The sequence below is a fragment of the Bacillus cereus genome, assembly GCF_025917685.1.
In the GTDB taxonomy this organism is placed as follows: Bacteria; Bacillota; Bacilli; order Bacillales; family Bacillaceae_G; genus Bacillus_A; species Bacillus_A cereus_AT.
This window is the reverse complement of the sequence record NZ_CP089518.1, coordinates 3,510,937-3,526,087: the sequence shown is the minus strand read 5'-3', so window position 1 is coordinate 3,526,087 and position 15,151 is coordinate 3,510,937. Positions and strand designations below refer to the sequence as shown.

Genomic DNA, 15,151 nt, shown 5'->3' with positions numbered 1-15,151 from the left:
TAAGTAAGGTGCGTTGAATGATATGCAGAAAACGAATGCGGTACCAGTAACTATTTTATGTATAGCACCCATAGTGATTGTATTTACAGTTATACTTTCTATTTTATATGGTGCAAAAAGCATTGATGCTGAAACAGTGTGGAATGCATTATTTCATTTCAATTCAAGCGATGTAAATCATAATATTATTATTACTTCACGTTTGCCAAGGGTAGTTGCAGCTCTTTTAGTCGGAGCATTTCTAGCCATATCAGGAGCACTTATGCAGGGGATGACAAGAAACTATCTTGCATCCCCTTCTATTATGGGTGTGACCGATGGTGCAGCTTTTGTTATTACACTTAGTATGATTTTTCTTCCGGGAATGTCATCGATCGGTATGGTCTTATGTTCAATGATTGGATCTGCACTAGGAGCCGGTATAGTGTTTGGTTTTGGCTCACTACTTCAAAATGGCTTATCCCCTGTTAGATTAGCAATAATTGGAACAGTTATTGGAACATTTTTAAGCAGTGTATCAGCCGCGATGGCTTCGTATTTCCAAATTTCTCAAAATGTTAGTTTTTGGTTTAATGCAAAGTTAGATCAAGTGGATCCTAATATAATTAAAATCACGATACCTTTTGGGATAATTGGGATAGTTTTAGCACTGTTAATATCAAAATCTATTACCATTCTTTCGTTAGGAGAAGAAGTTTCTATTAATCTAGGACAGCGTACAAAACTAGTTAAAGCAATGGCAATTTTATCAGTAATTTTTTTAACAGGAACGGCAGTTGCTTTAGTTGGGAAAATTGGTTTTGTAGGTTTAATTATTCCGCATATTACTCGCTTCTTAATCGGGGTAGATTATAAGTGGATTTTGCCATGCGCAGGCGTTATTGGTGGAGTTTTCTTAGCATTATGCGATGTATTAAGTAGATTTGTAAACTATCCATTTGAAACACCAATTGGAGTTGTTACATCTTTAATTGGAATTCCTTTCTTCCTTTATTTAATCCGTACAAGAGGAGGAGAGAGACATGCCTAAAAGTTCAAGTCAACGTTTTGGAATGACGATGGGGATTATTATATTTTTAATTTTTGGTGCAATTTATATTAGTTTAACGAATGGTACGTTTGATATTACGATTACAGATGTATTTAAAACACTTTTTAGAATTGATCCAGTACCAGAGCATGATTTAGTTATTTTTGATTTTCGTCTTCCACGCATTGTAATTGCTGGATTAGTAGGATTAGGTTTAGGCGTTGCGGGTGCCGTTATCCAAGGAATTACGAGAAATGGATTGGCGGATCCAGGTATTTTAGGAGTAAATGCTGGGGCAGGAACAGCAATCGTCATTTTCATGTTTTTCTTTCAAGGACAATTAAAGAGTACAGATTGGATTTCTATTATGATGATGCCGATGTTTGGTTTAGTCGGTGGATTAGGTGCAGCCATCATAATTTATCTGTTTTCTTGGAAAAACGGTAAGTTAGACTCGCAGCGTCTTTTATTAACAGGGATTGCAATTGGTTCAGGGTTTGGAGCATTCTCTATGTATTTATCACTTAAAATGAAGTCAACTGATTTTGAGATGGCTGCGGTTTGGGTGTCTGGAAGTATATATAGTGCAAACTGGAAATATATTGTTGCTATGTTACCGTGGCTTATCATTTTAATTCCGCTTATACAAAAGAAAGCTTATTTATTAGATTTATTTCAATTGGAAGAAACGAGTATTACAAGTTTAGGTGTTGCAGTAGAACGAGAGAAATCCATTTTACTATTAAGTAGTATCGGACTTGTGAGTGCATGTGTTGCTGTTTCAGGAAGTATTGGTTTCATTGGACTAATGGCACCGCATATAGCGAAAAGACTTGTCGGTATTCAGCATAAGTATATCATTCCTACGTGCGGAGTAATCGGAATGTTCCTTGTAATTGCATCAGACTTTATTGCAAAAACAGTTTTCACACCTGTAGAGTTACCAGTTGGAATCGTTATTTCTATTGTCGGTGTACCGTATTTCTTATATTTACTTTATAAGGCGAAGGCGTAAGAGGAGGAGTAAAAGTGAGTATTTTAAGTGCAAAGAATTTAGAAACGAGCTATGAAAAGCTTACAGTGTTTCGCGATTTAAATGTGGAAATACAAGAAGGAAAAGTAACGACAATTATAGGGCCAAACGGGTGTGGTAAATCGACATTGTTAAAAACAATGGGACGAATTTTAAAGCAAAAAAGCGGTAAAGTGTATTTGCAAGGGCAAGATTTAAATACAATTCCAACGAAAGAAATTGCCAAGCTGTTAGCTTTACTCCCGCAAACTCCAATTGCACCAGGAGAACTTAAAGTAGAAGAATTAATTTCTTATGGACGCTATCCACATCGAAATAACGTAAATAAGTTAACTTCAAAAGATAAAGAGATGATTGATTGGGCATTAGATATAACGAAAACATCTGCTTTTCGAACGAGGCAAATAGCAAATCTATCAGGTGGTCAACGACAAAAGGTATGGCTAGCGATGGCTTTAGCGCAAGAGACAGAAGTGTTACTACTAGATGAACCGACGACATATCTTGATATGTCTCATCAATTAGATGTACTGCAAATTGTGGAGAAGTTAAATAAAGAACATAATTGTACAGTTGTTATGGTACTGCATGATATTAACCATGCAGCAAGGTTTTCAGATGAAATTATTGCAATGAAAGAAGGGGAAATTGTTACAACTGGTAGCCCAGAAGAGATAATTACAAATGAAGTATTAAAAGAAGTATTTCATATTGATGCACGAGTCATGATTGATCCATATAATGGGGCCCCTGTTTGTTTCGGTTATGATAGCGTTGTATCTCAGGATGAAAAAGTAGAAATATATGTAACAAGTTAAAAAAGGGGGATATAGGGTGAATACTACTATCGAAAAACAGCAGATTATTACATCTAATACAGAGCAGTGGAAAATGTATTCAAAATTAGAAGGTAAGGAATATCAAATCCATATTTCAAAGCCGAAGCAACCAGCACCAGATTCAGGATATCCGGTCATATATGTATTAGATGGCAATGCCTTTTTTCAAACGTTTCATGAAGCGGTTAAAATACAATCGGTTAGAGCGGAAAAAACAGGTGTTTCATCAGCCGTTATAGTTGGTATTGGTTATCCAATTGAAGGGGCATTTTCAGGAGAAGAAAGATGTTATGATTTTACACCTTCTATAATTTCAAAAGATGCTCCTTTAAAACCGGATGGCAAACCGTGGCCTAAAACAGGAGGAGCACATAATTTCTTTACTTTTATTGAAGAAGAATTGAAACCACAAATTGAAAATGTTTTTGAAATCGATAAAGAAAAACAAACGTTATTTGGGCATTCTTTAGGTGGTCTATTTGCATTACATATACTATTTACAAATGTAAATGCTTTTCAAAATTATTTTATTAGCAGCCCGTCTATTTGGTGGAATAATCAATCCGTACTTGAAAAAGAAGAGAATCTTGTAAATGAATTAAATGAAGCGAAGGTTGAAACGGGAGTATTCCTTACAGTGGGATCATTGGAGCGAGAGCATATGGTTGTAGATGCAAATGCATTATCAGAGCGTCTTCTTCAATTCAAATATGAGAAGTTTAGGTTTAAGTTTTATGAAGCTGAAGGGGAGAATCATGCATCGGTTGTGCCAACGTCTTTAAGTAAAGGATTGAGATTTATTAGTCAAGTGTAGAAGGCGTATACTGATGCAAGTATTGAAAAGGTTTATCTACAGTTGTTTATGACCGAATTTTTAGAAGATGATTTTAATAAACTCAAATGTTTATCTGAACAATCGCATCTTATTGCGGAGGTATATAGCCTGACAACACGTGAGAAGCAAGTAATAAGTAGGAGTCTTCCGGGTATGTTAGCTAGATAATTTTGTATTTCTATATACACCGTACAGGATCATTTAAAATCTATTTTCGAAAAAGTTGGGGTGCATAGTAGAAATGAACTTGTGTGGGAAGTTTTTTCAAAGTTTTGTTTTGATATAGATAAATCGAAATAGAACAAGTCCCGAAAAATCACATTAAATCAGGTAAATGAGTTGTAAAATAGGACTGAAAAAAGGTTATGGATGAAACATTCCATAACCTTTTTTATAAGTAGAATTGTCCTTTTTGAAAGTTTTGTTTCAACTTTTCGTCTAAAGAGACAAAAAGTTGTCACATTTCCGTCACAATTAGCATAAACATAAAATAGACGAAATGAACTTATCCCATAAAAGCTCGACTGATTCAATTAATGATTAGTAGGGCTGAAATAAACACCGATTAAAAGTTCACTTTATTCTCAAGGAGGTAGATCGTATGAAAGCAATTCTTGTTATTGCCGGGCTTATTTGGGTTTTATCACATGGCATTCCAATTTATGAAGGAGAACAAATTCGCAGTGCTTTGAATAAAAAATTTAATGAATATCATATCATTGATCGGCAAGATAATGTTGTGACAGTTCGTGTAAATGACTGTTTTCATACGGTAACCGTTGAAGGAACTTCAGTAGTGAATGATACAAAAGTATGTGATCAGCAATAATATATATAGGAAGAAAAAAGTCTCGATTTATATGTGTGAAAATTGAGACTTTTATATTTGAGGATGAATAATAAGCGGGGATGGACAATCCCTGCTTATTATTGTTTTTTGAAAAAAGGAAAGGGTATCATAATAATTGAGTCTGAGAAGCTAATAATTTGTTAAGAATAATCATAAAGCGGAAATATACTCATATGGGGTATCATACATAGATGTTTGATGCTATAATTGGTATACTCGTAAAAGTAATTGTTTTATTGGATGAAGAAAAACTTTGAGAAGGTGATAATATGGATCATAAAGAGCATGAAGCAACTACACATAGATCGGAAAAAGAAAAAGAACAAATTATAAATAGATTAAAGAGAATTGAAGGACAAGTCCGTGGTATTCAAAATATGATTGAAAATGATCGTTATTGCGTTGATATTTTAGTGCAAATTTCAGCCATTAATGCAGCGATGAAAAAAGTAGGAATGGGTGTCTTGAAAAATCATACTAGTCATTGTGTTTCAGGAGCTATTAAAGATGGGAATGGTGACGAAGCAATCGAAGAATTAATGACGGTATTTGAACGTTTTTCAAAAGCGTAAAAACAAGCTAGTATATAACTGGCTTGTTTTTTTGTTTGTTTATTTATCCTTATATAGGGTTTAGGTGTATTGTTGTGAATAAGTGTGTGTAAAATAAACTTTTAGAAAATAATTGAAAAATCATGATATAAAACTATTGATTACCTTAGGGGGGTATGGTAAAATGTAGTTGTAATTAACAAACAATGAAGAAACAAGAGGAGGATTTTAAATGGAACAGTTAACATTACAAGTTGAAGGTATGTCTTGTGGACATTGTGTAAATGCTATCGAAAGCAGTGTGAAAGAACTAAACGGTGTTGACCAAGTGAAAGTTCAATTAGCAGAAGGAACTGTTGAAGTTACTATCGACTCATCGGTTGTAACATTAAAAGATATCGTTGCTGTAATTGAAGATCAAGGATACGATGTTCAATAGTTATTTTTAGATATGGAAATAAATCGTACTTTATAGGAAGTACGATTTATTTTGCTAATAATTATACCTCATAAGGGTATATAGAGGTGAGAGACATGAATGAACAAAAAGAGGCCAATCTTCAAATATCAGGAATGACATGTGCGGCATGTGCAAATAGAATTGAAAAAGGTCTAAAAAAAGTAGAAGGTGTTCATGATGCAAATGTAAATTTTGCACTTGAAAAAACCAAAATAATGTATGATCCCCAAAAAACAAATCCGCAACAATTTAAGGAAAAAGTTGAATCGTTAGGATATGGAATTGTAAGTGATAAAGCTGAATTTACTGTTTCAGGAATGACATGCGCAGCATGTGCCAATAGAGTAGAAAAGCGTTTAAATAAGTTAGAAGGTGTGAATGGAGCGACAGTAAATTTCGCTTTGGAATCGGCTACAGTAGATTTTAATCCTGATGAAATTAATGTAAATGAAATGAAGAGTGCAATTACGAAATTAGGATATAAATTGGAAGTGAAATCAGATGAGCAAGATGGATCAACTGATCATCGCTTACAAGAAATTAAGCGACAAAAGAAGAAGTTTATCATTTCGTTTATTTTATCATTCCCGTTACTGTGGGCAATGGTAAGTCACTTCTCATTTACATCGTTTATTTATTTACCTGATATGCTTATGAACCCTTGGGTGCAGCTAGCTCTTGCAACGCCAGTTCAATTTATCATTGGTGGACAGTTTTATGTTGGGGCTTATAAAGCGTTACGTAATAAAAGTGCTAACATGGATGTTCTTGTGGCACTTGGAACATCGGCCGCTTATTTCTATAGTGTATATTTAAGCATTCAATCTATCGGTTCTTCGGAACATATGACAGATTTATATTTTGAAACGAGCGCAGTACTTATTACATTAATTATTTTAGGGAAATTATTTGAAGCAAAAGCAAAGGGACGTTCATCAGAAGCAATTAAAAAGTTGATGGGTTTACAAGCAAAGGCAGCTACAGTTGTGCGAGATGGAACAGAAATGAAAATTTTAATCGAAGAAGTAGTAGCCGGTGATATCGTTTATGTAAAGCCTGGTGAAAAAATTCCGGTAGATGGTGAGATTGTAGAAGGAAAATCAGCAATTGATGAATCGATGTTAACGGGTGAAAGTATTCCAGTTGATAAAACAATTGGGGATGTAGTAATCGGTTCTACAATGAATAAAAATGGATTTTTAAAAGTGAAAGCAACTAAGGTAGGAAGAGATACTGCATTAGCTCAAATTATTAAAGTAGTAGAAGAGGCTCAAGGTTCAAAAGCTCCTATTCAAAGGGTAGCGGATCAAATTTCAGGTATTTTCGTACCTGTAGTAGTTGTGATTGCTATTATCACATTTGCAGTGTGGATGATATTTGTTACACCAGGTGATTTTGGCGGAGCACTTGAGAAAATGATAGCAGTACTTGTTATCGCATGTCCATGTGCATTAGGTCTTGCGACACCTACATCTATTATGGCTGGATCAGGAAGATCGGCTGAGTATGGTATTTTATTTAAAGGCGGGGAGCATTTAGAAGCAACGCATCGATTAGATACAGTTATTCTAGATAAAACAGGTACTGTGACAAATGGGAAGCCGGTGTTAACAGATGTAATTGTAGTAGATGGATTCTATGAAGAAGAAATACTACGTTTAGTAGGTGCGGCAGAAAAAAATTCTGAACACCCACTTGCAGAAGCGATTGTAGAAGGAATTAAAGAAAAGAAAATTGATATCCCAAGTTCAGAAGCGTTTGAAGCGATTCCTGGATTCGGTATCGAATCAGTCGTGGAAGGGAAACAATTATTAATTGGTACACGCCGATTAATGAAGAAATTCAATATTGATATTGAAGAAGTTTCTAAATCAATGGAAGAGTTAGAACGAGAAGGAAAAACAGCAATGCTTATAGCGATAGATAAGGAATATGCTGGAATTGTTGCTGTTGCAGATACTGTAAAGGATACTTCAAAAGCAGCAATTGCAAGACTTAAGAAAATGGGTCTAGATGTTGTTATGATTACAGGAGATAATACACAAACTGCTCAAGCTATTGCTAAGCAAGTTGGTATTGATCACGTAATTGCAGAAGTATTACCAGAAGGAAAAGCAGAGGAAGTGAAAAAACTTCAGGCTAGTGGTAAGAAAGTGGCTATGGTTGGGGATGGAATTAATGATGCTCCTGCTCTTGCTACAGCAGACATCGGAATGGCCATCGGAACAGGAACAGATGTAGCAATGGAAGCAGCGGATATTACGTTAATACGTGGTGATTTAAATAGTATTGCTGATGCAATCTTTATGAGTAAAATGACGATTAGAAATATTAAGCAAAATCTATTCTGGGCGTTAGCTTATAACGGTCTAGGAATTCCAATTGCGGCGCTGGGTTTCTTAGCTCCTTGGGTTGCAGGTGCAGCGATGGCGTTTAGCTCTGTATCTGTCGTATTAAATGCGTTAAGATTACAAAGAGTTAAATTGAAATCTTAAAAAGCTCATTAAATAATGGCATATGATTATTACAAAAACAATACTTATTCAAAGTATTGTTTTTGTTCGTATAGAAAATAAAAAGATATAATAAAGCAAAAATATTGAATTGTAGATAGTAGAAAAACTAAGTGTTATTTTGATAAGGAGATTTACATATGTTGAAGGATATTATAATTAGAATATTCCAGAAAGAGGATTTAGAGCAAGTATTACAGTTGTTCTATGAAACAGTTCATACGGTTAATGTAAAAGATTATAACGTGTTACAGCTACAGGCATGGGCACCAGATCGACTAGATAGAGAAAGATGGTTAGAGTCTTTAGAAAAGAATGTTTGTTATGTTGCCGATTATAAAGGAGTAATAGTGGGATTTGGGGATTATAATGATGAGCATTACGTAGATCGCTTATTTACACATAAAGATTATCAAGGAAAAGGCATAGCTTCATATATAATACAGAAGTTAGAAAAAGAAGCAGTGAAATTGCATCATAGGGAGATATATACTGAGGCGAGTATTACAGCAAAACCTTTCTTTGAAAGAAACGGTTATATTTGCTTAAAGGAACAAAAAAAGCAGCATAATGGTCAAATTTTTATTAATTATGTAATGAAAAAAATAGCCTTCTCATAAACGAGAAGGCTATTTTTTCATTATTTTACAGCTTCTTTAAGTTCTTTACCAGCTTTGAAAGCAGGTACTTTAGAAGCTGCGATTTGCATTTCTTCACCAGTTTGTGGGTTACGGCCTGTACGAGCAGCTCTTTCACGAACTTCAAATGTACCGAATCCGATAAGTTGTACTTTTTCACCAGCAGCTAAAGTGTTAGTGATTGATTCTACTACAGTTTGTACAACTACAGTAGCTTCTTTTTGAGAAATCTCAGCATTTTGTGCTACGTTTTTAATTAATTCTGTTTTATTCATGTTTTTCACCTCATATGTAAATAATGCTATTTAAGTTGTTATTATAACGTATAAAACATTCGAGAACAAGTGTACGTACATATATTCGCAAAAAAAATGAAATTTGTAATATTTTTTAGGGCCACTTTATAGATATTCAATTTAAGCGGATACAGATTTTTTCTTTAATGCAGTTTTCTCTTTATTGGAAGGTAGTTTTTTATTATAAGATATGAAATAAGGTAATGCTACAAATAGCATACCCCCTACTAAGTTTCCGAAGAAAACAAAAATGAAGTTTGGAAAATATTCAACCCAAGTTAAATGACCAGAAAAAATTGCAGCTGGGATGACAAACATATTGGCTACAACGTGTTGAAATCCAATCGCGACAAAAGTCATAACAGGGAACCAAATACCGACAATCTTTCCGATAAATTCTTTACTTCCCATACTGAGCCAAACAGCTAAACAAACGAGCCAATTACACCCGATTGCAGAAATGAAGGCTTGCAGTGGTGTATCTTGTAGTTTAGCTTGTGCAATAGAAACAGTTTTTGCTAAAAAAGCTCCCTCCGTTAAGCCGACGATATGACCAAAAAAATAAGCGACGAATATAGCACCTATGAAGTTGCTAAACGTAACAATAACTAAATTTCGTATGAAGTGAAATAAGTCGATTTTTTTGTGAAGCCATGCCATTGAAACGGTCATCATGTTGCCAGTTACTAATTCACCGCCTGCAAGGATAACGAGTATAAGACCGATAGGGAATACGGCAGCACCTAGAAAACTAGTAAATGATCCCCAAGATTTTGGCATTGTTCCGATAACATGGATATCAAGTAAATATCCTAATGCTATGAAAGCACCACCAAAAAAACCGAGAATTAGCATAGGGAGCAATGATAAATGAGCTTTTTTTCTTCCGGAATTAGCAGCAAGTTCCGTAATTTCTTCTGGTGTAAATACAGACATGAATAACCTCTCCTTAATAGAATGATGGAATGAATAGAAGAAACATTTTAAAGAATCTATGTATTATAAAAATATGTTATGACTTCTGTATAAATTTGTCAAAGGGAGTGGGGATAAAATTGGATATAACGAACATTGTTCATGTTGTCACATTAATGTAACAATAAGGTTTTAAAGTGATTTTAGAGGTGAAAACATGAATACGCATCATGTAAAAAAAGAACGGAAAAAATCAGTTGTAAAGATATTTATTATTAGTTTCATAAGTATATTAATGATACCAGTAAGTTTGTATTTCTATGCGACAGAAATAGAAAGAAGACTAGTAACAGTTACGTGGAATGAAATAGAAGCTCCTACAATTCCTAAAGAGTTTAATAATAAAAAAATATTGCAGTTCTCAGATGTACATTTAGGGCCAGAATTTACACTGAAACAACTAGAAAATTTGGTGGAGAAGATGAATGCGTTACATCCAGATGTAGTAGTTTTTACAGGGGATTTAATTGATAAGTTTGGATCATATAAAGCCGAAAGAGAAGAGGCGAAAGGTATTTTACAGAAAATACATGCACCCTTAGGAAAATATGCAGTGTTTGGGAATCATGATAGGGGCGGTGGAGGTAGTTTATTTTATAAAAAATATATGGAGGAAGCTGGTTTCTCTGTGTTAGTCAATGAAGTGCAGAAAATTAAAGCGGAAAACGGCAAATATATTACAATATCAGGTTTGGATGATTTTTTATTAGGGAAGCCGCAAATAGACTCGACTTTAAAACATATAAGGCAACAAGATTTCAATATGCTCTTAGTACATGAGCCGGATGTTGTAGACAAAGTAGCACGTTACCCAGTTGATTTTCAAATGTCAGGCCATAGTCACGGAGGACAAGTTCAAATTCCTTTTATAGGTCCATTAATTACTACAAAACTAGCTGAGAGTCATGTGGAAGGTATGTATGAAGTAGAAGGGAAGAATAAGCTGTTACATTTATACGTAAATCGTGGTATTGGGACAACCCGAATGCCTGTTAGATTTTGGAGTGTACCTGAACTTTCAGTATTTGTATTGAAGCAAAATAGTAACTAGACTATTACTAGAATAGTAGGAGGACTTTCAGAGAAAGTTCTCTTTTTTCATTGATTAAACACAGAATATTATGTAAATTTTATTTGAAGTATTAAAAAAGAAAGGGGCGTTTCTATGATAGAAACATGGCATAAAGAATTGGAAAGTTTATATAACCAAATGGTTTTGTGGCGAAGAGATTTTCATCAATACCCAGAGCTATCGTTTCAAGAAATAGAAACACCGAAAAAAATAGCTAGAATTTTAAAAAGTTTTCATATTGATGTGAAAACAGATGTCGGGGGAAGAGGGGTAATCGGCGTAATTGAAGGAGGAAGACCTGGGAAGACGATCGCGTTGCGCGCTGATTTTGATGCACTACCTATTCAAGATGAAAAGAAAGTTTCATATAAATCAAAGGTTCCTGGCGTAATGCACGCTTGTGGCCATGATGGCCATACAGCAACCCTTTTAGGAGTTGCAAAAGTATTAAGCGATAACAGAGACCAACTTTCAGGAAAAATAGTCCTTATTCATCAACATGCAGAAGAGAAAGAGCCTGGCGGAGCAATTGCTATGATTGAGGATGGTTGTTTAGAGGAAGTAGATGTTGTTTTTGGCACACATTTGTCTTCTCAAATGCCTGTAGGAATTGTTGGTGCGAAAGCGGGAGCAATGATGGCGGCAGCTGATACTTTTGAAGTGAAGATTCAAGGACGAGGCGGTCACGGAGGTATGCCGCATCATACTGTAGATGCCATTATCATTGCAACACAAGTTATTAATCAGTTGCAACTTTTAGTGAGTAGAAAAGTTGATCCACTTCAATCAGCAGTTTTAACAGTTGGTACATTCCATGCTGGTCAAGCAGATAATATTATTGCGGATACTGCTATATTTACAGGGACAATTCGGACGATGGATCCTGAAGTGAGAGAATTTATGGAGAAGGAATTTAAAAGAGTTGTTGAGGGGATTTGTCAATCTCTTCATGCGGAAGTTAATATTCAATATAAACGCGGCTATCCGATATTAATAAATCATTTAGATGAAACGAGTCATTTTATGGAGATTGCGAAACGAGATCTTGGAAGAGAAAGGGTCATTGAAATACCACCGATTATGGGGGGAGAAGATTTTGCATACTACTTAGAACATGTTCCAGGAGCATTTTTCTTCACAGGTGCGGGTAATGAAGAAATAGGAGCAACATATCCACATCATCATCCTCAATTCGATTTTGATGAACGTGCGATGTTGGTTGGTGGGAAATTACTTTTAAGTCTTGTAAGTAGTTATTTAAGAAATAAAAATAAAAATGGTTCGGTTTTGAATCCTAAAGGTGAGGATAAAGAATTCGTTCAATTCTAATTTCTTGTTTTCGAAGAAAGGTATATCCAATCATTGCTAGAAAAGATTCATATATAAGTAAAGAAAAGAGTAATTACTATTGTCATAGTGAATATAAACTTTTTTCTTGACTTTTTATACGAAGGAGAGCAGAATGATAAAAAAGGAAGGGGGGGATGATGATGGAAGAGTACGTATTAGAGCTGTATAACCTGTTATATACGACAGAATGGCAAGATATTGTTTCGTTTCTTGGGATATTATTTTGCATGAAAATTGTAATTGTATATATGGAAGAGCAAGGTATGTTCTATTCCTTCTCATCCCCGTCCGATTTGCAACATGAGCCGTTGCAAAACTATGCCAATGTAAATTACGAACAATTTCCTTTTGTTATTTTCTTTATGATTCGATTTATAACAGCGATTGTGAAGAAGAAGGAAAGTGACGATGAAGAGTGCCACTCAACTTGTAATATAGCAACTGCTTTATAGGCTAAATACAAGGAGGAGATTTATATGTGGTTTCGATTTCTTATGATTGGTTTCTTTTCATTAACAGCAATTTCTTTAATGGGATATCAAGTGTCTGAAATTTTTCAAGCATATAGCAATACGTTTTTCAACAAAAACTAATTACATTGCTATTTAAATAATAAAGCGATAAAATCCTTCTTAAGAAGTTTTATTAAGAAGGATTTTTTTCTTTGCTCTGTCTTACTGTGTCAAACTATTGTCACATTTACACTGTGAATAATATGTTAAAATAGTGAGGTTACGTATACATATTTGAAGGAAGAGGAGTGACCATTTTGGTGGATCAATCAACTAATCAGAAAAGCTATGCTCCTATTGTGATAACGCTTTCTGTAATTGTAAATGCGATTATTTTATTTTTGTTCTTTGGACCTGTTGGCTATGAAGGAGAAGTACATTTTGATGTAACAATCTTACCAATGTTAAATGCAATTTTTAATAGCTTTACGTTCGTATTCTTATTAGCAGCGTTATTCTCTATTATTAAAAAGAATGTAAAAATGCATCGTGGCTTCATCCTGGCAGCATTTACAACGACTTTACTATTTTGTGTGTCGTATTTATCGTACCATTACTTAGCGCCAGCAACACATTTTGGCGGAGAAGGATTTATTAAATATGTGTATTTCATCATTTTAATTACACATATTATCCTTGCAGCAATTATTGTACCACTTGCATTGTTCGCACTTGTATTTGGTTTTACAAACCAATTAACACGTCACCGTAAAATTGTACGTTGGACGATGCCAATTTGGTTATATGTAAGTTTATCTGGTGTTATTGTTTACTTAATGATATCACCTTATTATCAATAAAAAGTCTCAGCCTTTAGGCTGGGATTTTTTTTGTAAAGCAAATATTTTTGTGATATGAAAAAAATATGGTATATAAAAGTATAGTTGCTTTTCATATAGAAGGGATGGTAAAGGGATATGCAAAATTTTGTATTTCGTAATCCAACAAAACTTATTTTTGGTAAAGGACAATTAGAGCAGTTAAAAATTGAAATTCCACAGTTCGGTAAAAAAGTTCTTCTCGTATATGGAGGAGGAAGTATTAAAAGAAACGGTATTTATGATAATGTAATTTCTATCTTAAAGGATATAAATGCAGAAGTGTTTGAGTTGACAGGTGTTGAACCGAATCCTCGTGTATCAACTGTAAAGAAAGGGATTCAAATTTGTAAAGATAATGGAGTCGACTTTATTTTAGCTGTTGGTGGAGGAAGTGTAATCGACTGTACGAAAGCAATTGCCGCTGGTAGTAAGTACGATGGAGATGTATGGGACATTGTAACGAAAAAAGTATTTGCTAGCGAGGCGTTACCATTTGGTACTGTACTTACACTTGCGGCGACAGGCTCTGAAATGAATGCAGGATCTGTAATTACAAACTGGGAAACGAATGAAAAATATGGCTGGGGTAGCCCAGTTACTTTCCCGCAGTTTTCAATCTTAGATCCAGTTCATACTGCATCTGTACCGAAAGATCAAACAATTTACGGTATGGTAGATATTATGTCACACGTATTAGAACAATATTTCCATCATGGAACAAATACAGAACTACAAGATCGTTATTGTGAATCTGTTTTAAGAACAGTAATTGAAACAGCTCCTAAGCTTTTAAGTGATCTAGAAAATTATGAGCATAGGGAAACAATTTTATATTGCGGCACGATGGCGTTAAACGGCATTTTAGCGATGGGAGTAAAAGGAGACTGGGCAACCCATAATATTGAGCATGCGGTTTCTGCTGTTCATGATATACCGCATGGAGGTGGCCTTGCGATTTTATTCCCGAACTGGATGAAGCATGTTGTAGATGAGAATGTAAGCTGCTTTAAACAGTTCGCTATTCGTGTATTCGATGTAGAAACAGATGGGAAGACAGATAAAGAGGTTGCATTAGAAGGAATTGAGGCGTTACGTCAATTTTGGACTTCGATTGAAGCGCCAGTAACATTAGCTGATTACGCTATTGGAGAAAATGAAATTGATTTAATGGCGGATAAAGCGATGGCTTATGGGGAATTTGGTAACTTTAAAAAACTAAATAAAGATGATGTTCTAGATATATATAAAGCTTCTCTATAAAGTGGATCGAAAGAAGAAACCTATTTGATTATTGTATCAAATAGGTTTCTTTTTGGCTATTTATAATTGTTTTTGGTTGTTTGTGATTATTAATGAGTGTTTTTGGTTGATTTTTG

16 protein-coding genes and 1 pseudogene are annotated in these 15,151 nt (G+C 34.6%); 15 read left to right on the top strand and 2 right to left on the bottom strand.

Going from position 1 to position 15,151, the window contains the following annotated elements; all coding sequences use genetic code 11:
• The first annotated feature begins 22 nt into the window (after positions 1-22).
• The 10 genes and pseudogenes from LUS72_RS18240 to LUS72_RS18195 all read left to right on the top strand — a co-directional run bounded on the left by LUS72_RS18240 (position 23) and on the right by LUS72_RS18195 (position 8,731).
• The gene (locus LUS72_RS18240; RefSeq protein WP_097831024.1) at positions 23-1,030 is read left to right on the top strand and encodes a FecCD family ABC transporter permease; all 1,008 of its coding nucleotides are present in this window, start codon (positions 23-25) and stop codon (positions 1,028-1,030) included.
• Positions 1,023-2,045: a FecCD family ABC transporter permease gene (locus LUS72_RS18235; protein WP_097831025.1), complete on the top strand. Its 1,023-nt coding sequence runs from the start codon at positions 1,023-1,025 to the stop codon at positions 2,043-2,045. The genes LUS72_RS18240 and LUS72_RS18235 overlap by 8 nt, the downstream gene beginning before the upstream one ends.
• 14 nt (positions 2,046-2,059) lie before the next feature.
• Positions 2,060-2,881 carry an ABC transporter ATP-binding protein gene (locus tag LUS72_RS18230; RefSeq protein ID WP_097831026.1) on the top strand — a complete coding sequence of 274 codons (822 nt, stop codon included), beginning with the start codon at positions 2,060-2,062 and terminating at the stop codon, positions 2,879-2,881.
• Between the two features lie 16 nt (positions 2,882-2,897).
• Positions 2,898-3,716: an alpha/beta hydrolase gene (locus LUS72_RS18225; RefSeq protein WP_097831027.1), complete on the top strand. Its 819-nt coding sequence runs from the start codon at positions 2,898-2,900 to the stop codon at positions 3,714-3,716.
• Positions 3,717-3,824: 108 nt separating this feature from the next.
• Positions 3,825-4,037 (top strand): annotated as a pseudogene (locus LUS72_RS18220) (helix-turn-helix transcriptional regulator); the annotation flags it as partial.
• A gap of 301 nt (positions 4,038-4,338) precedes the next feature.
• Positions 4,339-4,566, top strand: a complete 228-nt coding sequence (locus LUS72_RS18215) for a hypothetical protein (protein ID WP_097831028.1) — start codon at positions 4,339-4,341, stop codon at positions 4,564-4,566.
• Positions 4,567-4,856: 290 nt separating this feature from the next.
• Positions 4,857-5,159, top strand: a complete 303-nt coding sequence (locus tag LUS72_RS18210; RefSeq protein ID WP_070144516.1) for a metal-sensing transcriptional repressor — start codon at positions 4,857-4,859, stop codon at positions 5,157-5,159.
• Between the two features lie 211 nt (positions 5,160-5,370).
• On the top strand, positions 5,371-5,577 hold the full coding sequence (copZ, locus tag LUS72_RS18205; RefSeq protein ID WP_071726924.1) for a copper chaperone CopZ: 207 nt from the start codon (positions 5,371-5,373) through the stop codon (positions 5,575-5,577).
• 95 nt (positions 5,578-5,672) lie between these two features.
• Positions 5,673-8,093 (top strand): heavy metal translocating P-type ATPase, encoded by a 2,421-nt coding sequence (locus LUS72_RS18200; protein WP_264447712.1) that lies wholly within the window; start codon positions 5,673-5,675, stop codon positions 8,091-8,093.
• Between the two features lie 158 nt (positions 8,094-8,251).
• Positions 8,252-8,731 (top strand): GNAT family N-acetyltransferase, encoded by a 480-nt coding sequence (locus LUS72_RS18195; protein ID WP_264447710.1) that lies wholly within the window; start codon positions 8,252-8,254, stop codon positions 8,729-8,731.
• Positions 8,732-8,751: 20 nt separating this feature from the next.
• Here LUS72_RS18195 and LUS72_RS18190 read toward each other — a convergent pair whose 3' ends face one another.
• Positions 8,752-9,024: an HU family DNA-binding protein gene (locus LUS72_RS18190; RefSeq protein WP_001043904.1), complete on the bottom strand. Its 273-nt coding sequence runs from the start codon at positions 9,022-9,024 to the stop codon at positions 8,752-8,754.
• Positions 9,025-9,165: 141 nt separating this feature from the next.
• Positions 9,166-9,981 carry a formate/nitrite transporter family protein gene (locus LUS72_RS18185; protein WP_097831031.1) on the bottom strand — a complete coding sequence of 272 codons (816 nt, stop codon included), beginning with the start codon at positions 9,979-9,981 and terminating at the stop codon, positions 9,166-9,168.
• 196 nt (positions 9,982-10,177) lie between these two features.
• Between LUS72_RS18185 and LUS72_RS18180 the strand changes: the two genes are divergently transcribed.
• From LUS72_RS18180 to LUS72_RS18160, 5 genes are all read left to right on the top strand, one after another.
• Positions 10,178-11,071 (top strand): metallophosphoesterase, encoded by an 894-nt coding sequence (locus tag LUS72_RS18180; RefSeq protein ID WP_264447706.1) that lies wholly within the window; start codon positions 10,178-10,180, stop codon positions 11,069-11,071.
• Between the two features lie 114 nt (positions 11,072-11,185).
• Entirely contained in the window at positions 11,186-12,421 is a 1,236-nt protein-coding gene (locus LUS72_RS18175) for an amidohydrolase (RefSeq protein WP_264447705.1), read from the top strand.
• A 161-nt stretch (positions 12,422-12,582) separates the two neighbouring features.
• The gene (locus tag LUS72_RS18170) at positions 12,583-12,894 is read left to right on the top strand and encodes a hypothetical protein (protein WP_097831034.1); all 312 of its coding nucleotides are present in this window, start codon (positions 12,583-12,585) and stop codon (positions 12,892-12,894) included.
• Positions 12,895-13,211: 317 nt separating this feature from the next.
• Positions 13,212-13,754 (top strand): DUF420 domain-containing protein, encoded by a 543-nt coding sequence (locus LUS72_RS18165; RefSeq protein WP_000228315.1) that lies wholly within the window; start codon positions 13,212-13,214, stop codon positions 13,752-13,754.
• Positions 13,755-13,871: 117 nt separating this feature from the next.
• On the top strand, positions 13,872-15,035 hold the full coding sequence (locus LUS72_RS18160) for an iron-containing alcohol dehydrogenase (protein WP_264447700.1): 1,164 nt from the start codon (positions 13,872-13,874) through the stop codon (positions 15,033-15,035).
• The last annotated feature ends 116 nt before the right edge of the window (positions 15,036-15,151 follow it).